The organism is Rhabdothermincola sediminis, from assembly GCF_014805525.1.
GTDB lineage: Bacteria > Actinomycetota > Acidimicrobiia > Acidimicrobiales > Acidimicrobilacustridaceae > Rhabdothermincola > Rhabdothermincola sediminis.
The window spans coordinates 18,871-38,638 of record NZ_JACFSZ010000008.1 but is presented as its reverse complement, the minus strand read 5'-3'; the positions used below and the strand labels follow the sequence as shown (position 1 = coordinate 38,638).

Below are 19,768 nucleotides of genomic sequence, written 5' to 3'. Positions count from 1 at the left end.
ATCAGCGGCAGGCCCGGCGACCGGGCCTACTCCTGGACGAGCTCGATGAGGGTGCCGAACGCGGTCTTGGGGTGCACGAACGCCACGGTCGTCCCCCTCGACCCGGGGCGAGGCGCCTCGTCGATGACCCTCCCGCCCTGATCCTTCACCGCCTGCAAGGCCGCCGCGCAGTCCTTCACCCGGTACCCGATGTGGTGCAACCCCTCACCCTTGCGCTCCAGGAACTTGGCGACGGGTGAGTCGTCCCGGGTGGGCGTCAGAAGCTGGATGTAGCTCTCCGCCACCTTCAACAGCGCCTCCTCGACGCCGTCGCTGTCGACGATCTCCCGATGGTCGACGACCGCCCCGAAGGTGTCGCGGTAGTAATCGATCGCCGCACCGAGGTCGTTGACCGCGATGGCCACGTGGTCGATCTCGGTCAGCAACGGGGAGACGGCGGCCGACTCGGCGGCCTCGTTCTCGTCGCCGTCTTGACCTGGGATGCGGGCACTCACCGGGCTCATGTCGTCCTCCTAAGCGCCGTGGCGGCGGAAGAGGGTGATCTTGTCCTCGCCGACCTCCTCGCGGAAGGCCGGATCGTCGATGCCGAGCCCCTCCTTCGGGGCGAGGCACAGCACGCCGATCTTGCCTTCGTGGAGGTTCTTGTGGACCTGGTACGCGGCTTCGCCGGTCTGGTCGAGCGGGTAGACCGCCGAGAGGATCGGTTGCACCTTGCCCTCGCAGATCAGCTGGTTCGCGGCCCAGGCCTCGGCGTAGTTCGCGAAATGGGAGCTTACGATCCGCTTCAGCTTCATCCAGAGGTGGCGGTTGTCGTACTCGATCATGTACCCGCTCGTGGCGGCGCAGGTCACGACGGTGCCACCCCGAGCGGCGACGAACACCGACGCCCCGAAGGTCTGGCGCCCGGGGTGCTCGAAGACGATGTCGACGTCCCGACCGATGAGCGCCCGGATGTCCTTGCCCAGGCGGCGCCACTCGCTCTCGTCCTGGGTGTGCTCGTCTTTCCAGAACCGGTAGCCGGCCGCCTTACGGTCGATGACCGCCTCGCAGCCCATGGCCTTGAGGATCTCGCCCTTCTCGGGTGAGGAGACCACCCCAACGGGCGTGCCACCGCCGTTGAGCACGTACTGGACCGCGTACCCGCCGAGGCCGCCGGTGGCTCCCCAGATGAGCACCGCGTCGCCCTGCTTCATGCCCGCAGCGTGGGGCGACACCAGCATCCGGTAGCTCGTGGAGTTGCACAGGGCGTTGACCGCGGCCTCTTCCCAGGTGAGGTGCGCCGGCTTGGGCATGAGCTGGTTGGCCTTGACCACCGACAGCTCCGCGAGGCCCCCGTAGTTGGTCTCGAAGCCCCAGATGCGCTGGTTCGCGGCCAGCATCGAGTCGTTGTGGGCCGAAGGGTCCTGATCGTCCACGTAGTTGCAGTGGACGGTCACCCGGTCGCCCGGGCGCCAGTTGCGCACCGCGGAGCCAACCCGGAGCACGACGCCGGACGCATCCGATCCGACGATGTGGAACGGTTGGTCGTGGCGAGCCCCCCACACGCTCTCCTTGCCGAGACGCTTCAGGAAGCCGAAGGTGGGGAGCGGCTCGAAGATGGACGTCCAGACGGTGTTGAAGTTGATGGAGCTGGCCATCACCGCGATCACCGCTTCATCAGGTGCCAGCTCGGGGAGGGTGACGTCCTGGATGTGGAGGGACTTGCGCGGGTCCTTGTCACCGGACTCGACGCCCTCCCACATATCCTGCTCCGCCTCGAGCACGACCGCGGCCCGGTAAGACTCCGGGAGCGGAAGGTTGGCGAGCTCCTCGCCCGGCGCGCCCGACTGGATGGCTTCGACGATCTCCTGCATGACACGAACGTACCCGGCTCCGAAAACCGCGACCAAACTAGTGCGATTCACGAATAATCAATCATCCTTCACGCCACCCTCCGCGGTTGCGTAGACTCGTAGGTCATACGACCTATCTGAGCTTCGACCGCTCTGGGACACCAGATCTCGGTGGAGCAACAGCAGGCGGGCACCCGTGACCAGGTGGGCCCGACACAGACGGACGGGGGACGAGAGCGGTGGCGCTCACGCCGGAGGAGATCGAAGGTCGCCGGTTCCCGCTGGTGGCCAGGGGCTACGACCCGAAACAGGTCGATCGCTTCCTCACCGAGGTGGCCGCGTCCTATCGGTATGCGATGCACCATCTGCTCCCGGGTGTGCACCGCCATGCCGACACCTCTACCTCCGGCGATGGCGGCCACGAGCTGCATCAGCGGGTGAGCGCCGAGGTTGCCGACATCCTGCGGGCGGCCGAGCGGGTCGGCGAGTCCCTGCGCTCGGAGGCCGATCAGGAGGCCGCCGAGATCCGCTCCGCGGCCGCCGCCGACGCGGCCCGCATCCGGGCCGAGGCCGACCAGCAGCGTCAGCAGGCCAAGAAAGCGTTGCTGCGGGCACAGCAGCAGGCCGAGACCCTCGTGCGGGAAGCCGAGCGCCAGGCGGAGGAGCGCCTGGCGCTAGTGGAGGCCGAAGCCGAGCAGCGCGCCCACCGAGTCCTCGCCGGGGTACGCCGCCGGGCCGAGCAGATGGTGCGCGCCGAGCAGGCCGCCGTCGAACGGTTGCGGGCCGTGCGCGACGAGATCGACACCGCGATCGTCCGGGTGGCGGGCTCGGAGACCGAGCCCGTGGTCGATCTCACCTCAGGCGAGCCGGTGGTCCGGATCGGGGACTTCCCGCCGGGCGCCCCGAGCGGCCGGGAGCCCGAGGACTCCGGCTCGGCCGCCGACACCGACTCGACGCCGGAACACCGCCATCCCTCCGCCGGTCGGGAACACCCACACCTCACGGCTGGGACGCCCTCGGATCGGGACGTCGACGAGGAACGAGAGCGGGATTCCCTGCGTCGGATGGTTCGAGCAGCGGTCCTGCGGGCCGCCGAGCACGCCGCCGCGGACGCCGATCATCCCGGCCCGCCCGCCAGGCAGACCGTCCGGGATCAGGACGGGGTTGTTGGCCGACAAGCAGTGGGTACGCCAACCGGCCACCCGAGTGCCTCGGACCCAGGGGACTCGCCGGGCAGCCACTGATCCCCTCCACCATGGGCCCGCCCCGGATTGCTCAGCCCGGCTCCGTGGTCCCTACACTGCACCCAGCCGTTTCCGGACACACACCTGGGGGATTCCATGGCTGGTTCCGTCATCGTCGCCGGCGCTCGCACACCGATCGGCAAGCTCTCGGGGGGCTTGTCATCGTTCGCCGCCACCGAGCTCGGTGGCTTCGCCATCAAGGCCGCGCTCGAGCGGGCGAGCGTCGCCCCCGACCAGGTCGACTACGTGTTCATGGGCCAGGTGCTGCTCGCCGGGGCCGGCCAGATCACTGCCCGCCAGGCAGCGGTCAACGCGGGCATCCCGATGAGCGTGCCCGCCACCACCGTCAACAAGGTGTGCCTGTCCGGCCTCAACAGCATCTACCTCGCCGACCTGATGATCAGCCAGGGTGATGCGGACATCGTGGTGGCCGGGGGTATGGAGTCCATGACCAACGCCCCCTACCTGCTGCCCGGAGCCCGCGCGGGTTACCGGATGGGTGATCAGACGGTCGTCGACTCGATGATGCACGACGGGCTGTTCTGCGCCTTCGACCAGTGCGCCATGGGCGCGGGCACCGAGAAGTACGCGGCGTCCGCCGGGATCGATCGTGCCTCGCAGGACGAGCTGGCTGCCCAGTCCCACGAGCGGGCGGCCACCGCCCAGAAGGACGGGCTCTTCGACGATGAGATCGTGCCTGTCGAGGTGCCGCAGCGGAAGGGCGATCCCATCGTCGTGCGCGAGGACGAAGGCGTGCGTCCCGGCACCACCGTGGAGTCGCTGGCGGCGTTGCGCCCGGCATTCGACAAGGCCGGCAACATCACGGCCGGCAATGCCTCACAGATCTCCGACGGCGCGGCGGCGGTGATCGTGATGTCCAAGGCCAAGGCCGAGGAGCTCGGCGTCGCCCCACTGGGCGAGATCGTCGGCTACGGGCAGGTGGCCGGCCCGGACCCGTCACTGCTCACCCAGCCGTCCAGGGCGATCAAAGTGGCCGCGGAGTCAGCCGGGATCAAGGTGACCGACATCGACCTGTTCGAGCTGAACGAGGCCTTCGCCGCGGTCGGGGTGGCATCGATGGCCGATCTCGGCATCACGGCGGAGGTCACCAACGTCAACGGGGGGGCCATCGCCCTCGGCCACCCGATCGGCATGTCAGGAACCCGGCTGGCACTCCATCTGCTCCTCGAGCTCAAGCGCCGCGGCGGCGGTCTCGGTGCTGCCGCCCTCTGCGGTGGCGGCGGACAGGGCGACGGCATCATCGTCAGGGCGCTGTGATGCACGCCTGATCGCACCAGGCGATCCGGTCCCGCCTCCGGGCGGTCTGCTGCGTAGGGGCCTCGGCTTCGGCCGGGGCCTCTGCGCGCCGGGACGCGCGCGCCCGGTGACAGCAGGCTCAGCCCGCGTCGACCTCCCGGCGACCCTCGAGAGCCCGGCCGAGCGTGAGCTCGTCGGCGTACTCCAGGTCACCGCCGACTGGCAGCCCGGAGGCGATGCGGGTCACCTTGACGCCGAGCGGCTTGAGCAACCGCCCCAGGTACATCGCGGTGGCCTCGCCCTCGATGTTGGGGTTGGTGCACAAGATCACCTCCTGCACCCCCTCCGGCTCGAGGCGGGCCAGCAGCTCCTTCACCCGGAGCTGGTCGGGACCGATGCCCTCGATGGGGCTGATCGCTCCCTGGAGGACGTGATAGCGACCACGGAACTCGCCCGTCTTCTCCACGGCCACGATGTCACGGGACTCCTCGACGACACAGATCAGCGACGGGTCCCGGCGGTCGTCGGTACAGATCGAGCACTCCTGGCCTTCGGCGAGGTTGAAGCAGCGGGTACAGAAGGTGACCCGCTCTTTGGCCTCGATGATCGCCCGCGACAGGCGCAGGGCGTCTTCCGCTGGCACCTTCAGCAGGTGGAAGGCAATGCGCTGGGCCGACTTGGGCCCCACACCGGGCAGCCGACCGAGCTCGTCGATCAGGTCCTGCACCGGCCCCGCGTACATGCTCATGCCGAGCATCAACCCCGCTCGGGCGGATGGGCCTCGCCGGGACCCTCACCCGAGTCCTCGTCGAGGTCCTCGCCGGCGGCGACGTCCATCACCGGACCACCCAGCACCCCACCGAGCCCCGACTCGGCGAGCAGCTCACCGAACCCGCCCAGAGATTCGGCCTGGAGTGCGTGGACCTTGGCCGTCGCGTCGTGCAGGGCTGCGAGTACGAGGTCCTCGAGCAAGTCGACGTCGTCGGGGTCGACCGCCTCCGGCGCGATGCGCACCGCGATGAACTCGAGCGCGCCGGTGACGTCGACCTCCACCGCGCCGCCCCCCGCCACCCCGGTGACCTGGCGTGCCGCCGCCTCGGCCTGGGCCGCCATCACCTGTTGTTGCATCTGCATCGCCTGCGACAACAAGGCGTCGAAGTCGGGCATGGAAGGCTGGTCGCTCACGTCGCTGCTCCTTCGGCGATCGTTCAGCTGTCCCCACCGTCGACGAGCTCGGCCCCGGGGAAGATCTCGGCGATCCGCTCCAGACCAGAGGTCGCGACGTCGGTGGCATCGGTCAACTCGCTCAACTCCTGCAGCGAGATCTCCTCATCGGGCTCGGGGTCGGGGACCGTCGCGGACCCACCCTGAACGGTGGCCCCACCCTCGTCGACCACCACCCGCAACGGGACCGGTCGAGCGAAGTGAGAGGCGAGTGCCTGCTCCACCTCCTCACGCACCTCTTCGCAACGCCGGGCGTGGTGCACGTTGGGCAGGCCGAACACGGCCGCGCCACCCTCCACGGTGATGAACCGCCCCCCGGCGAAACGCGACCGGGCCCGATTCGATAGTGACGCCAGGATCGTGTCCCCCCAGGCGAGAGTCAGCTCGTCGCGGGACGGCAGGTCGTCGGCTGCCCCTCCCGGTGAACCGGCTGCCGCTGGCGGGGTGGGCGTGCTCGGCGGAGCGGGCGCGGCGTCACGAAGCGCTCGAGCGGGCGAGGGGCGCGCCGAGGGCCCGGCGGCGGCCGGCGGCCGGGGTCGCTCCTGCGGTTGGGAGGCCCGTCGACGCTGCGCCAGCGCCTCCCGGGCACCGTCGGCGGGGCGGGGACCACGACGGCCGGTGCCCGCCGCAGCGCCAGCACCTTCGCTGGCCGCTCCTTCCACATCATTCCCGGGATCCGATCCCCCATCGATCCCTTCCGATCCAGCCCCGCCGGGCACCCGGGGAGCCGTACCCCCCCGCTCGAGGCGCGCCACCCGATCGGCGAGCGCGGCCAGGCTCAGCTCGGCGTCGTCGCGAGTGAGGCGCACCAGCGCGACCTCGAGGGGAATGCGAGGATCCGGGGCGTCCTGGATCCCCACGAACGCCTCACCGATGACCTCCAGGGCGCGCGTCGCACCCGGTGCGGTGAGTCGTGCCGCCTGGTCCGTGACCCGCTCGCGGGCCCGGTCGTCGAGGCGGGACAGGTCGGCTCCGACCGCGGCCAGGAACACGTCGCGCAACCGACCGACGAGCTGCTCGCCGACCACCCGTGGGCTGCGCCCCGCGGCGATCGCCTGGTCGACCGCCAGCAGCGCCCGCCCGGTGTCGCGCTCGCACAGCGCCTCCACCAACTCGTCGAGGGTGTCGCCGTCGTCGGGGATGCCCCCCGCGGCGACCACCTGGTCGAGGGCCGACTCCATGTCCCGGGCCGAGCCGGCACCGACCCGCACGACGTAGTCGATGGCCTCCGGGGAGACGTCGAGCCCGGCGTCCTTCACGATGTACTCGGCCAGGCTCCGCAGCTCGTCGGCCGACAGCAGCCGCACCTCGAAGGGCTGGCAGCGGCTCCGCACGGTCGGGAGGACCTTCTGCGGGTCGGTCGTGGCCAGCACGAACACCACGTGCTCGGGCGGCTCCTCGAGCGTCTTGAGGAGCGCGTTGGACGCGGCCTGCGTCAGCATGTGCACCTCGTCGAGGATGTAGACCTTCGTGCGCCCGGGAGTGCCGAGCGCGGCCTTGTTGACCAGCTCACGGATGTCCTCGACCTTGTTGTTCGAGGCGGCGTCGAGCTCGTGGACGTCGAACGAGGTTCCTTGCTCGATGGCGACGCAGGACTCGCAGGCGCAGCAGGGCTCGCCGTCGACGGGATGCTCGCAATTGAGGACCTTGGCCAGGATCCGCGCCGTGGAGGTCTTGCCGGTGCCGCGCGGGCCGCTGAAGAGGTAGGCGTGACCCACCCGGTTCTCCCGCACCGCGTTCTGCAGCGCCCGCACGAGGTGCTCCTGACCCCGGACCTCCGAGAAGCGCTGCGGCCGGTAGCGGCGGTAGAGGGACTGGTAGGCCACGAGCGGACTCTACCGGTCGCCTCACGGGGACGCCGCGGCCCGCTCTCCCACGTGGTGGTCAGGCGATCTGCGGCACACCGCAGGTCCCGCTGAGAGCTGCTGCCTCCCGGCCCTGACTCGGTTCACGGGCTCCGATTGCACAGGACCCGACCACCACGTGCGAGAGCGGGCCGGCCCACAGGATAGCCTCACCGGTTGCGTTCCCGTGCTGGGACGTCACCCTGGAGGGATGCGAGAGCGGCCGAATCGGCACGCTTGGAAAGCGTGTGTGGGGCAACCCACCGTGGGTTCGAATCCCACTCCCTCCGCCGAGCCTGCGGATCCGGTACCGAGCCGGTCATCCGGACCCGCAGGACGGCGCGCGCTCGGCCACCTGACCTGGATCGTTCACGAAGTACTCGTCGCGGGGTCGCAGGTCGCGGTTGATTGCCTCCGGCGCCACCGGGGGCAACGGTTCACCGTCGGCCAGGCACTCCACCACCGCTGAGGCGAGATAGGCCTCGAGGCTGGCCGCCTGGGTCGTCGAGAACGCGTCGCGCCCGGCACGGAAGCGCTCCACCAGCGCGCCGCGATCGATGGCGATCGGCGAGCGGCTGGCCACGATGAACGTGGAGTTCCCGTACTGGGGCACGGTCACCCGCACCGCGTGCGGGAACACCTCGGTGATGGTGTTGGTCACCCGCGGGCTCGGGGCCCACTGCGCCATGAGACCACCGCCGTCGAGGCGAGAGGCCACGAGCTCGTAGAACTCCTTGGAGTAGAGGCTGCCACTGAACGCGGCCTGCGGGCGGAGGGTGTCGACCACGATCACGTCGTAGCGCTTGCCGGTGCGCAGCAGATGATCCCGACCGTCGCCGACCACCAGATGCTGGCGGGGATCGGTGAAGAAGCGCTGCAGCTCGAACGCCCCACCGTCCGCTAGACCACGGAGCAGGTCGAGCTCCCCACCGCAGATCTCGACGGTGGTGATCCGCTCGAGGCGGGGGTCGACCGCCAGCCCGTAAGGGGTGGCGCCGATGCCGAGCCCCAGCGCCATGCCGGTGTCCGGCTCGGGGTGTACCAGGGTGGGCATCATCCCGATGAGCACGTGGTAGTCGTCGAAGGGATAGTTGTTCTGCGACGCGCTGTTCACGGTGAGCACCCACTGACCGTCGACCAGCTTGAGCGCGGTGGCGCAGGAGCGATCCTCGGCGAGCATGAGGTGATCACCCGGCACCCCGTTGAGCTGCGCCCACAGCCGCTGGTTGCTCGGAAACAGCACGAGCAGCGCCGACAGGGCCGTGATCACGCCCCCGGCGAGCAGCAGGCGCCGCCCGCCGGTGGTCAGCCAGGCAGCCGCCAGGCCGGGCACCAGGAGGGCGAGCGCCAGCACCCGGTAGGTGCCCGCGGTGCCCAGATGATCGATCGCCACGAACCCCACCAGCAACGTGCCCGCGACGTTGCCCACGATGTTCGAGAACTGGAGCAGGCCCGTGTGCCGGCCGAGCGTCTCCACACGCTGGCTCACCAGCGCTTGCGCGCACGGGAACGCCGCCCCCATGCAGGCCACGGGTGCGGCCATGATCAGCAGCGGCACGCCGAGCAGCACCGGGCCGAACGCCCGGTTGAGCGAGCCGTCGGGATGGCGGAACCCGGTGCTCAACCCGTCGCCGGTGAGATAGTCCGCGGCCCGGTCCCAGACGGGGGTGTGCGGGAGCACACGCACGAACGCGATGACCCCGGCGAGCGCGCACAACCCGACGAGGAACTGCAACCCGAGGAACCAGCGATCGGGGCGGGCGGTGCGCCTGACGATCACCGACCCGACGGCTACCCCGAGGCCGAAGAAGGTCAGGTAGCTGGCGAGCACGTGAGCGAACGTGTAGCTGTTCGATCGCATGATGCCGTCGACCAGCCGGAAGAAGACCAGCTCGAAGCCGAGGGCCACCGCGCCGGTGAGCCCGTAGATCACGTACCAGGGCCACACCGCTCGGCCGCCTTGGCCCGCCCCGCTCATCTCGGGGTCATCGCCTGCCCCGGTGCCGGGCAGGGACCGGGCCGGTCGGTCGATGCTCCGGAGAGGTGATCGAGCCGACAAGCCCACCAGGACCGCCGCGAGGAGGTTCAACACCCCGGCCAGGCGGACGGTGTCCACGAAACCCAGCGATCCCTGTAGCACCCATCCGCTCGTCGCCGCACCGGCGGCCGCGCCGAGGGTGTTGAGGGCGTACAGCCGCCCGACCAGCGAGCCTGCGTCCCGCACCCTGGCCACGACGCCCCGGGCGACCAGCGGAAGGGACAGCCCCATCAGGATGGTGGGGATGATCAACAGGATCACGTTGAACGCGAACTTGGCCCCCGGGGAGGTGAGATCACCGGCCCAGTCCTCGTAGACGTCGTAGAGCAACCAGATGCTCGCGAAGGCGTACCCGGCGATGGCCACGTTCGAGCAAGCGAACGCGACGAGCGAACGGGCCGGGCCCAGACGGTCAGCCAGCCAGCCACCGAGCAGGCTGCCCAGACCGAGCCCCGCGAGGAAGGCGGCGACCACCGTGGTGAACGAGACGAGATCCACCCCCGAATGCAGCGCGATCACCCGCTGCCACACCACCTGGAGGGTGAGCGCGGAGAACCCCGTGAGGGTGAAGACGGCGAAGAGCACGACCCGCCACCCCCGACGCCGGTGCCGGTCGTCGCCATGGCCGGTGACGGGAGCGTTCATGACCTCAGGGAGAGCGACCATCAGTTGCGCGGCCACTCCGCCAGGAGCGTCGACGAGCAGCCCACGCTCCCGACCGTAGACGGCCGGCCGGGTGATCCGGGGGACCGACCCGGCCGCCGCTAGGGTCCCGCTCCGTGGACGACGACGCAGCCATGGCCATCGCCCTCGACGAAGCGCGCCGTGCGCCGAACCATGGTGACGTGCCGATCGGCGCGGTGGTGGTCATCGGCGGGCGGGTGGTGGCGCGGCGGCACAACGAGCGGGAGAAGCTGGGGGACCCCACGGCGCACGCGGAGTTGCTCGCCCTGCGCGACGCCGCGGAGGCACTCGGCCGCTGGCGCCTCGACGGGGCGACGATGGTCGTGACGCTGGAGCCCTGCCCGATGTGCGCCGGCGCGCTCGTCAACGCCCGCATCGGGCGTCTGGTCTTCGGCGCCACCGACCCCAAGGCCGGAGCGTGCGGCTCGCTCTACAACCTCTCGTGCGACCCACGCCTGAACCACGAGTTCGAGCTCACCGGCGGGGTGCAAGCCGAGGCCTGTGGGGCGCTGCTCACGTCGTTCTTCCGGGACCGCCGCTGATCACCGCCGGCACGTGCCGGATCCGGGGGCAGGCCGCGACCGCTAGAGTCCACGCCGGAGGGTTGCCAGAGCGGACGAATGGGGCGGCCTCGAAAGCCGTTGTGGCCTCCGGGTCACCGTGGGTTCGAATCCCACACCCTCCGCCACCTGTGCAGCTCGCCCACCGGTCGGGAACCACCCGCGATCAAGCGACGTCGAACCAGCCATGAGAGCATTCCTCGCCGCGGTCGCCGTCACGCTGGCGGTCGCGGGCTGCGGCCGTGGGACGCCGTCGGGAACGGCGGTCACCTCCCCGTCCGAGCTGTCCGGAAGGAGTTTCCTCTCGGTCTCCGTGACGGAGAGCGGTGCCTCCCGCCAGCTCGCGGGGCTCCAGCCGATCCGGCTCTCGTTCGAGGACGGGCGACTCGCAGCCAGCCCCGGCTGCAACTCGCTCGGCGGCGACTTCCGTCTCGACGGTGACCGCCTTCTCGTCGAGGACCTCGCCATGACCGAGATGGCGTGCGAGGACCCGGCGCTCATGGATCAGGACCGCTGGTTCGCGGGCCTGCTCCTCGCCCGGCCGACGCTGCAGGTGACCGCCACCGAGCTCACCCTCACCGGCGGCGACACGACCATCGTGTTCACCGACCAACGGGTCGCGGAGCCCGACCGGCCACTCGCTGGCACGTGGACCCTCACCGGGCTTATCGAGGGCGAGACGGCGTCGAGCGCGCCCGCCGGGGTCACCGCGACGGTCCAGATCGGCAACGACGCCATCGAGTGGAGCGTGGGGTGCGACGGTGCCTCCGCGCCACTGCAGGTGACCGGCTCGACGCTCGTCATCGGGCCCGCCCGACCCCGCACCTTCGACTGCCAGCGACCGCCGCCCGAGACCGACGCTGCGGCGGCGAGTCTTGCTCGCACCCTGGACGAGATCCTCGAGGGGACGGTCAGCTACCGGATCGACGGCCCCACGCTCACCCTCACCAAGAGCCAGCGGGCCCTCCAGCTGCGCTCGTCGTAGCGGCTCATCGCCGGGTCACACCCGTAACCTGGCCTCATGCGCATGCCGCCGCACCTGGCCATGGGTGCCGACCCCGAGGCGATCAAGGGGGCCACGGTGGGCAAGGACGTGGTGCGTCGGGTGCTGCACCTGGCCAAGCCCTACCGCTGGATGCTCGCGGGCTTCGTCGCGGTCATCCTCGGCGCGGCTCTGGTGGCCCTCGCCCCGCCGTTGCTGTTCCGCCAGATCATCGACAGCGCAGTCCCCGAAGGCAACCGCGGCCAGCTTCATCTCCTCGCGGGCCTGGTGGTGGTGGCCGCGGTAGCTGATGCCGCGCTGGCGTTCGCGGAGCGCTGGTACTCCTCCCGGATAGGTGAAGGCCTCATCTTCGATCTCCGCAGGGCGCTGTTCGATCACGTGCAACGGATGCCCATCGCCTTCTTCACCCGTACCCAGACCGGCTCGCTGATCAGCCGGTTGAACAACGACGTCATCGGCGCCCAACGGGCCATGACCGCGACGCTGGGTTCGGTGGTGTCCAACGTGATCGTCCTGGCCACCACGCTCGGGGCGATGTTCGTCCTCGAATGGCGGCTCACGGTGCTCGCCCTGGTGCTGCTGCCGCTGTTCATCGTTCCCGCGAAGCGGGTCGGCCGCCGCCTACAGGCGATCACCCGGGAGAGCATGAACCTCAACGCGGCGATGAACACCCAGATGACCGAGCGGTTCAACGTGGCGGGCGCCCTGCTGGTGAAGCTGTTCGGGAATCCCGATCGCGAGTCCCGGGACTTCGCCCAGCGCGCCGGCAGCGTGCGCGACATCGGCATCAAGAGCGCCATGTACGGCCGCACCTTCTTCATCGCGCTCGGCCTCGTCGGCGCGGTGGGCACCGCAGCCGTCTACTGGGTCGGCGGCCAGCTGGTGATCTCCGGCGCCGTCAGCCTGGGCACCCTCGTGGCGATGGCGGCGTACGTGACCCGCATCTACACCCCGCTCACCAGCCTGACCAACGCCCGCGTCGACATCATGACCGCGTTCGTGTCGTTCGATCGGGTCTTCGAGGTGCTCGACGCGCCCAACCCGATCATCGACCGCCCCGGCGCGGTGGACCTGATCGAGCCGCGGGGTCACATCGAGCTGGACCGGGTGTGGTTCCGCTACCCGACCCCGGCGGAGGTGTCGGTCGCCTCGCTTGAGTCCGAGATCGGCGTCGCCCTGAACGCCGAGCCAGGTGAGCCAGTGCTCCGCGGCATCACCGCCACGATCGAGCCCGGCCAGCTCGTGGCCCTCGTGGGGCCATCGGGGGCGGGCAAGACCACGCTCACGTCGCTCATCCCCCGGCTCTACGACGTCACCTCGGGGGCGGTGAGGATCGACGGGCGCGACGTGCGCGACCTGACACAGGTGTCGCTGCGCGAGGCGATCGGCGTCGTCACCCAGGACCCCCACCTGTTCCACGACTCGGTCGTGGCCAACCTGCGCTACGCGCGGCCGTCGGCCACCGACGCAGAGATCGAAGCGGCCTGCCGAGCGGCGCAGATCCATGACGTCATCGCCGCGCTGCCCGACGGCTACCACACCATCGTCGGCGAGCGGGGCTACCGGCTCTCCGGCGGCGAGAAACAGCGCCTGGCCATCGCCCGGATGCTGTTGAAAGACCCGGCGATCGTGATCCTCGACGAGGCCACCAGCCATCTCGACTCGGAGAACGAAGCGCTGGTGCAGCAGGCCCTGGGCGCTGCGCTGGCCGGGCGGACCTCGATCGTCATCGCCCACCGCTTGTCGACCATCGTGGCAGCGGACCAGATCCTGGTGCTCGACGAGGGCCGGCTCGTCGAGCGGGGCACGCACACCACCTTGCTGGCGGCAGGTGGCCTGTACGCGGACCTGTACCGGGTCCTCGTGCGGTCGGCCGTCGAGGCTGCCGGATCCGACACGGCCGACACCTCCGGCGCCGCTGCGCCGGCGTGATCCGCGTCAGGCCATGATGCCGCCGTCGATCGGGAGCACCGATCCGGTCATGTACGACGAGGCGTCACTGGCGAGGAACAGGGCGGCCCCCACGATCTCCTCGGGGTCGGCGATGCGCTTCAGCAGGGTCGACGCCACGATGGCGTCGCGGAACTCGGGGACCTCGTAGGTCGCCGCCATCATGTCGGTGGCGAACGGCCCTGGCGCGAGGGCGTTCACCCGCACACCTCGCGGTGCCCACTCCTTGGCCATGACCTTCGTCAGGTTCCACAGCGCGGCCTTGCCCGAGCAGTACAGCCCGAGCGACTCGCCCGGGTTGAATGCTCCCGCCGTGATCACGTTCACGATCACCCCGTGTCCCGATGCGGCCAGGTGATCGACCGCTCGGGCCGAGAGGAACAGCGGGCCCTTGACGTTCACCGCGTAGCTCTTCTCGAAGGCCAGCTCGGTGACCTCGGTCAGCATCCCGCCCAGGGGGTTGGCCGCGTTGTTGACCAGGATGTCCAGCCGGCCGAAGGTGGCGACCGTGGTGTCGACCAGCCGCTCGATCTCCTCGACCTTGCCCACGTGGGTGGCGACGGGGAGGGCCTCACCACCCGCCGCTTCGATCTCCCGGGCCAGAGCCTCGCAGTTGGCCTGCTTGCGGCTGGCGATCACGACCTTCGCCCCGGCCGCTGCGTAGCCCAGACTGATGGCCCGGCCGAGCCCCCGGCTCCCACCGGTGACGATGGCCACCCGGCCATCGAGGTCGAACAGGGATCCCCCGTCGTTGCTCATGGCCGGAGACTAGGTGCTCGAGTCGACCTGGACCCGCTGGCGCAACCAGGCGATGTCGTCCTTGCGGGCGTCGTCCCCGGTCTCGCAGATGACCGGGGCTCCTGCCTCGCGCACGACCACCACCAGGGCGTCGGGGTCGATCATCCCCCGCCCGAGGTGCTCGTGGCGGTCGCGACCCGAGCCGTAGGCGTCCTTGGAGTCGTTGCAGTGGACCAGGTCGATGCGGCCGGTGATCGACCTGATCCGGTCGACGGCACTCAGGAGGTCCTCGCCGGCAGCGTGGGCATGGCAGGTGTCGAGGCAGAACCCCACGCCGAACTCCGCGATGTGATCCCACAGCCGGGCGATGGTGTCGAAGTGGCGAGCCATGGCGTGATCGCCACCCGCGGTGTTCTCGAGATAGACGGGCACGTCGGACTCGAGCTGCTCCATCGCCTTGCGCCACCGTTCGAAGCCCGCTCGCTCGTCGTCGTCCTCGGTGATGTGCCCGCCGTGCACGATCACGGCTCGGGCGCCGATGGCGGAGGCGGCGTCGCAGGTCTGTTGGAGGATCTTGCGGGAGGGGATCCGCACCCGGTTGTTCGGCGATGCCAGGTTCACCAGGTAGGGCGCGTGCACGTAGATCGGCACCGGCGAGGCCCGCAGGGCGTCCGCGTCGTCACGGGGCTTGGGTGCCTTCCAGCTCTGCGGGTTGCCGAGGAAGATCTGCACGCACTCGGCCCCCTCGGCGGCGGCCGTGCCGATGGGATCGTCCGGGCTGACGTGACCACCGATGAGCATCGTCCTCACCGTAGCGTCGCCTCCCGCCGCCCCTGGCGGCCCGATGCTCAAGCCGGGCGTGACAGCGTGGACGTGGCGGTGGCCGGATCGGCCGTGAGTGCGTAGCCGGCGGCGGTGAGGGTCGTGGGGACCGCTGCGTCCATCAGGTCCTCGCAGCGGGGTGCAGCACCTTCGATCGCGGCCCGATCGGCGGCGCGCCCGATCACCACCACGTCGTCGAGGAGCGATCGGGCACCGGCACCGAGCAGGGCGAGGTCATCGGACACGAGGGCCATGCCGCCGGACACCGCCACCGCGTGCGCCCATGTCGTGATCGCCTCGACGGTGAGATCCGTCTCGTCGGTGCGCAGCATCAGGCAGTCCGGATCGTTCAGCCACAGCCGCCGGTGCATGAAGCTCCGGGACAGGGTGCTCGCCCAGCTGTGCAGGGTGGCGGGCGCGGTGGCCTCGTAGCCCGGCAACGTGACCGCAGTGCCCGGCAACGACCACGACGGAGCGACATCAGGGCCGATGCGGTTGCCGTCGACCAGTCCGACCACGTGGCTGAGCGGAACCCCGCACCCCAGCAGGAACGTGCCGTCACCCGCCCCTCGCCTGACCGCCTCGTAGCCGGCGCGCACCCGCTGGGCAGGGGTGCACGACGGATCGGACCACACGCCGTCGAATGAGGGCGCGAAGGTGAAATCGAGCTTCAGGTAGGTGAAGCCCGCTTCCACGAGCGAGCGGCAGACCTCCTCGATGTGGGCGAGGACCTCGGGCCGGGTGGTGTCGAGCGCGTACATGACCCCACCGCGACCACCACCCCACTCCGGGTTGACCATGCCCCACAGCGGCTGGCCGTCGGCGAAGCGGGCCAACCACTCGGGATGGCGCCGGGCGATCTCCGAATCGGGGGCCACGATGAACGGCGCCAACCAGATCCCCGGCCGGCGTCCGGCCGCCGCGATCACGCCGGCCAGCGCGTCGAGTGACGAGGGGAACTTCTCGTTGGTGGTGAGCCAGTCGCCGATCGCGGACTGATAGCCGTCGTCGATCTGGAACACCTCGAAGGGCCAGTTCCCCGCCAGGGACAAGTTGTCGCGGACGTGCTGCTCGGTGACCCCGTGGAAGTAGTGGTACCAGGAGCACCAGCCGACCTGGTACGGCGCCGAGATCCGGGCCCCGCCCAGCGAGCCGACCCGGCGGGCCCAGCGATCGAGGGCCGCGCACACGTCACCGTCGGCGACCGGCTCGGTCACGAACGGGTGCAACGCTCGGGACTCGCCCGGCCCGAGCTGGGCATCACCGAGAAACGCCTCCGCCCACAGCTCGGGGGTGGCGCCCGGATCGCCGGACGGTCGTAGCCGCCACGTGCCGTCGTGCTCGACCCCCGCATCGAACCCGGCGAGCATCGAGCGCCCACCGGCGTCCCGGAGCACGGTGAGCCACTCGGAGCGCAGCTCGCCGTCCAACGCCCGGCGCTGGTCAGCGTGGTGGATGCCCTGCATCATCTCGACCGAGCCCGGGGTGGTGGACGGATCCCGGTCGACCCCGAAGACCGCGACGTCGGTGCGGGACCACGACTGGTACCCGTGGCGCAGCATCCGTAGGGGCCCGGTGATCCCGGGAAGCCGGAACACGACCGCGACCGACCGCACCCGCACCGGCGCGTCCCCGGCATTGGTCAGGGACCACGCCACGGGGGTGCCCGGCCGTACCTCGCCCAACGCGACGTCGAGGCCGCCCACGTGCACAGTGCCCGGGCCCGTGACCGGCGATGAACAGGACACATCCCCGATCGTTGCCACGATGCGCTCGACCACCGGCTCCACGAGCGGGGATCCTACGACGGCCCCACGACCAGGATCCCCCGTCGGCCAGGGAGCTCGACACGGGATGGGGGTGAGGGCCGGCCCGGGGTAGGTTCGGGCGATGGAGTCCGGCACCTTCACGGTCCGCGAGCTCACGTCCGGCATCCACACCGCGCTGAACGCCTGGTTCCCTCGCGAGGTGTGGGTGCAGGGCCAGATCGCCAACTTGTCGCGCTCGCCAGCCGGTCACGTCTACTTCCACCTCGTCGATCCCGGTCCGCCGGGCGAGCCGCCCGACGCCTCGATCGGGGTGGTGTTGTTCGCCGCCGCGCGGCAGTACGTCAACACGGTGCTCCGGCAGGCGGGGGGTGTACGCATGGCCGACGGGATGAGCATCCGCATCCGGGGGCGGATCGAGCTGTTCACCCAGCAGGGACGGCTGCAGCTCCGCATGTCGGGGATCGACCCGGACTACACACTCGGTCTGATCGCCACCGACCGCCAGCGGGTGCTCGAGATCCTGACCCGTGAAGGGCTGGCGGAACGCAACCGGAACCTGACGTTGCCTCCCGGGCCGCTACGGGTCGGGCTGGTCACCAGCCCGGGCAGTGCCGCGATGGCCGACTTCGTGCACGAGCTGGAAGCGAGCGGGCTGGCATGGCGGGTCGTGCTGGCACCGGCGCGGATGCAAGGCCAGGGGGCGGAGCACACGCTGGTGGCGGCCCTCGAGCACCTCCGTGACGCACCGGTCGACGTGGTGGCGATCATCCGGGGCGGCGGCGCCAAGACCGACCTGGCGCTGTTCGACCACGAGATCGTGGCCCGCGCGGTGGCGATGATGCCGGTGCCCGTGACGACCGGCATCGGGCACGAGACCGACACATCGGTCACCGATGCCGTGGCGCACTCCTCCTGCAAGACGCCCACCGCCTGCGCGGCGCGGCTAGTGGAACACGTCCGGCGCTCGATCGAACGGGTGGACACGCTGTGGCACGCGATCGGCTCCCGGTCCTCCGTGCTCGTCCAGCGCTACGAGCGGCGCCTCGACGCATCGCTCGCCTCGCTCGTCCGTTTGTCGAGCGCGACCCTCGAGCGCCAGCACCAACGCACGATCGACGCCGAGCGGCGCGCCGCACGAGCCGCGCTCGCCGCGCTGGAGAGGGCCGAGCTGCGGCTCGACCGGGACACGGCCCGGGTGGCTGCGGTCGACCCCGAACGGGCGATGGCCCGGGGCTGGTCGATCACCACGGATCCGTCCGGTCGGGTGGTTCGCACGGCTCGGGACCTCACCGAGGGCCAGCAGCTCGTGACCGTGCTCGTCGACGGGACGGTGGTGAGCCGGGTAGAGCGGGTCGAGCTCGACCGACGCGGGGCAGTGGGAACGATGGCTAGCGATGGCTGAGGACGAGGAGCTCACGTACGCGGCGGCCGTCGCCGAGCTGGAGGCGATCCTCGCCGAGCTCGAGGGCGACGACGTGGACGTGGACCGGCTCGCGGCCCAGGTCCGCCGAGCGGCGGCCCTCGTCCGCTTCTGCCGGGGCCGGATCCTCGATGCCCGGGTGGAGATCGAGCAGATCCTCGAGGAACCTGCCGAATGACCGCCTGGTCCGGGTCGATGGAGGGCGAGCGGGCTGCCGAGCGAGCCGATCGAGCTGACCCGCCCGACCTGCCCGGTGAGGTGGAGGTCATCGGAGCACCGGTGCGGGAGCGTCTCGCCGCCGTGGTCGATCAGGCGATCGCCGAGTGGGTGCCGATCGATCCGGAACTGGAGCGACCGCTGGCGTCGATCCGGCGACTGGTGCTGTCCGGCGGCAAGCGGCTCCGGCCAGCATTCTGCTACTGGGCGTTCGTCGGCGCGGGCGGAAGGCCTGACGATCCCGTCGTCGTCGACGCTGGTGCTGCGCTCGAGCTGCTGCACGCCTTCGCGCTGATCCACGACGACGTGATGGACGAGTCCGTCCGGCGGCGCGGCGCGCCGACGGTCCACGTCGAATACGCGGCGATCCACCGGGCAGAGGGCTGGGTCGGCGACCCGGGGCGGTTCGGGGAGGGGGTGGCGATCCTGGTGGGCGACCTGGCCCACGTCCTGGCGAACGAGCTGGTCGTGGGGTTGGGCGAGCGAGCAGCCCGGATGTGGAACCAGCTCGCGATCGAGGTCAACATCGGCCAGTACCTCGATGTGGTCGGCACCGCCCGGGGGTCGGTCGATCTGCCCACCGCGCGGCGGATTTCGCGCTACAAGTCGGGGAAGTACACGATCGAGCGGCCCCTGCACCTGGGCGCGGCACTGGCCGGCCTCCTCGACGAGCTGGCCGGTCCGCTCTCCGCCTACGGCGAGCCGCTGGGTGAAGCCTTCCAGCTCCGCGACGACCTGCTCGGCGTGTTCGGCGACCCGGCTCGGATGGGCAAGCCGGTCGGTGAGGACCTCCTCGAAGGCAAGCCCACCCCGCTGCTGGCGGTGGCCCGGCAGCGCTGCACCGGCGACGAGGCGGCGCTGCTCGAGCGAGTGGGCGACCCGATGCTCGACGAGAATGGCATCGCCGCCCTCCAAGCGTTGCTCGAGTCCTGCGGAGCTCGTAGGGAGATCGAGCGGTCGATCACCGCGCTCACCGACCAGGCGATCGACGCGGCACGACGAGCGCCGTTGCGGGACGAGGCTCGCGCTGCGCTCGTCGCCTTGGCCGGCTACGTCGCTACTCGTGACCGCTGAGGAGGTCGACCCCCGGCACGGCACCTGACCGACCCGTAGCATGGTCCCACCAACCCGTGGGGCGTTGCCCGCGGCCGGGCGTGCCGGTCAGCT

Annotated in this window: 17 protein-coding genes, 2 tRNA genes and 1 other RNA gene; 10 read left to right on the top strand and 10 right to left on the bottom strand. The window is 70.6% G+C overall.

The features are described 5' to 3' along the window. Positions 1 to 26: 26 nt before the first annotated feature. Both mce and ccrA read right to left on the bottom strand, forming a co-directional pair. Entirely contained in the window at positions 27 to 503 is a 477-nt protein-coding gene (gene mce, locus HZF19_RS08025; protein WP_208028245.1) for a methylmalonyl-CoA epimerase, read from the bottom strand. A 9-nt stretch (positions 504 to 512) separates the two neighbouring features. After that, entirely contained in the window at positions 513 to 1,853 is a 1,341-nt protein-coding gene (gene ccrA, locus HZF19_RS08020; RefSeq protein WP_208028244.1) for a crotonyl-CoA carboxylase/reductase, read from the bottom strand. 218 nt (positions 1,854 to 2,071) lie between these two features. Between ccrA and HZF19_RS08015 the strand changes: the two genes are divergently transcribed. Together HZF19_RS08015 and HZF19_RS08010 are read left to right on the top strand one after the other, a co-directional pair. Then, positions 2,072 to 3,076 (top strand): DivIVA domain-containing protein, encoded by a 1,005-nt coding sequence (locus HZF19_RS08015; protein ID WP_208028243.1) that lies wholly within the window; start codon positions 2,072 to 2,074, stop codon positions 3,074 to 3,076. 96 nt (positions 3,077 to 3,172) lie between these two features. Beyond that, positions 3,173 to 4,354 (top strand): acetyl-CoA C-acetyltransferase, encoded by a 1,182-nt coding sequence (locus HZF19_RS08010; RefSeq protein ID WP_208028242.1) that lies wholly within the window; start codon positions 3,173 to 3,175, stop codon positions 4,352 to 4,354. A gap of 118 nt (positions 4,355 to 4,472) precedes the next feature. On the opposite strand, the gene recR is transcribed toward HZF19_RS08010, so the two are convergent. The 4 genes from recR to ffs all read right to left on the bottom strand — a co-directional run bounded on the left by recR (position 4,473) and on the right by ffs (position 7,535). Further along, entirely contained in the window at positions 4,473 to 5,075 is a 603-nt protein-coding gene (gene recR, locus HZF19_RS08005) for a recombination mediator RecR (RefSeq protein WP_208028361.1), read from the bottom strand. A gap of 14 nt (positions 5,076 to 5,089) precedes the next feature. Further along, on the bottom strand, positions 5,090 to 5,518 hold the full coding sequence (locus HZF19_RS08000) for a YbaB/EbfC family nucleoid-associated protein (protein ID WP_208028241.1): 429 nt from the start codon (positions 5,516 to 5,518) through the stop codon (positions 5,090 to 5,092). A gap of 23 nt (positions 5,519 to 5,541) precedes the next feature. Next, on the bottom strand, positions 5,542 to 7,383 hold the full coding sequence (gene dnaX, locus HZF19_RS07995) for a DNA polymerase III subunit gamma/tau (RefSeq protein ID WP_208028240.1): 1,842 nt from the start codon (positions 7,381 to 7,383) through the stop codon (positions 5,542 to 5,544). A gap of 53 nt (positions 7,384 to 7,436) precedes the next feature. Further along, positions 7,437 to 7,535, bottom strand: an RNA gene (gene ffs / locus HZF19_RS07990) — signal recognition particle sRNA small type. Between the two features lie 71 nt (positions 7,536 to 7,606). On the opposite strand from ffs, the gene HZF19_RS07985 reads away from it, so the two are divergent. Beyond that, positions 7,607 to 7,691: transfer RNA gene (locus HZF19_RS07985), tRNA-Ser, on the top strand. Positions 7,692 to 7,720: 29 nt separating this feature from the next. On the opposite strand, the gene HZF19_RS07980 is transcribed toward HZF19_RS07985, so the two are convergent. After that, positions 7,721 to 10,084, bottom strand: coding sequence for a fused MFS/spermidine synthase (locus HZF19_RS07980; RefSeq protein WP_208028239.1), 2,364 nt, complete (start codon positions 10,082 to 10,084; stop codon positions 7,721 to 7,723). Positions 10,085 to 10,236: 152 nt separating this feature from the next. Between HZF19_RS07980 and tadA the strand changes: the two genes are divergently transcribed. The 4 genes from tadA to HZF19_RS07960 all read left to right on the top strand — a co-directional run bounded on the left by tadA (position 10,237) and on the right by HZF19_RS07960 (position 13,618). Further along, positions 10,237 to 10,665, top strand: a complete 429-nt coding sequence (gene tadA, locus HZF19_RS07975; RefSeq protein WP_208028360.1) for a tRNA adenosine(34) deaminase TadA — start codon at positions 10,237 to 10,239, stop codon at positions 10,663 to 10,665. A gap of 56 nt (positions 10,666 to 10,721) precedes the next feature. Then, a tRNA-Ser gene (locus tag HZF19_RS07970) sits at positions 10,722 to 10,811 on the top strand. Between the two features lie 59 nt (positions 10,812 to 10,870). After that, the gene (locus HZF19_RS07965; protein WP_208028238.1) at positions 10,871 to 11,668 is read left to right on the top strand and encodes an META domain-containing protein; all 798 of its coding nucleotides are present in this window, start codon (positions 10,871 to 10,873) and stop codon (positions 11,666 to 11,668) included. Positions 11,669 to 11,710: 42 nt separating this feature from the next. Next, positions 11,711 to 13,618 (top strand): ABC transporter ATP-binding protein, encoded by a 1,908-nt coding sequence (locus HZF19_RS07960; protein ID WP_443706297.1) that lies wholly within the window; start codon positions 11,711 to 11,713, stop codon positions 13,616 to 13,618. 6 nt (positions 13,619 to 13,624) lie between these two features. On the opposite strand, the gene HZF19_RS07955 is transcribed toward HZF19_RS07960, so the two are convergent. From HZF19_RS07955 to HZF19_RS07945, 3 genes are read right to left on the bottom strand one after another with little or no spacing between them, the layout of a single operon-like run. Beyond that, a complete protein-coding gene (locus HZF19_RS07955) occupies positions 13,625 to 14,395 on the bottom strand; it encodes an SDR family NAD(P)-dependent oxidoreductase (protein WP_208028237.1) in 771 nt (256 codons plus the stop codon). A 9-nt stretch (positions 14,396 to 14,404) separates the two neighbouring features. After that, positions 14,405 to 15,175, bottom strand: coding sequence for a deoxyribonuclease IV (locus HZF19_RS07950; RefSeq protein ID WP_208028236.1), 771 nt, complete (start codon positions 15,173 to 15,175; stop codon positions 14,405 to 14,407). Positions 15,176 to 15,222: 47 nt separating this feature from the next. After that, positions 15,223 to 16,986 (bottom strand): glycoside hydrolase family 36 protein, encoded by a 1,764-nt coding sequence (locus tag HZF19_RS07945; protein WP_208028235.1) that lies wholly within the window; start codon positions 16,984 to 16,986, stop codon positions 15,223 to 15,225. 100 nt (positions 16,987 to 17,086) lie between these two features. Between HZF19_RS07945 and xseA the strand changes: the two genes are divergently transcribed. From xseA to HZF19_RS07930, 3 genes are read left to right on the top strand one after another with little or no spacing between them, the layout of a single operon-like run. After that, positions 17,087 to 18,367 (top strand): exodeoxyribonuclease VII large subunit, encoded by a 1,281-nt coding sequence (gene xseA / locus HZF19_RS07940; protein WP_208028234.1) that lies wholly within the window; start codon positions 17,087 to 17,089, stop codon positions 18,365 to 18,367. Continuing rightward, a complete protein-coding gene (gene xseB / locus HZF19_RS07935) occupies positions 18,360 to 18,563 on the top strand; it encodes an exodeoxyribonuclease VII small subunit (RefSeq protein ID WP_208028233.1) in 204 nt (67 codons plus the stop codon). The genes xseA and xseB overlap by 8 nt, the downstream gene beginning before the upstream one ends. Further along, positions 18,560 to 19,675 carry a polyprenyl synthetase family protein gene (locus HZF19_RS07930; protein ID WP_208028232.1) on the top strand — a complete coding sequence of 372 codons (1,116 nt, stop codon included), beginning with the start codon at positions 18,560 to 18,562 and terminating at the stop codon, positions 19,673 to 19,675. Before xseB ends, HZF19_RS07930 begins: the two co-directional genes overlap by 4 nt. Positions 19,676 to 19,768: the final 93 nt, after the last annotated feature.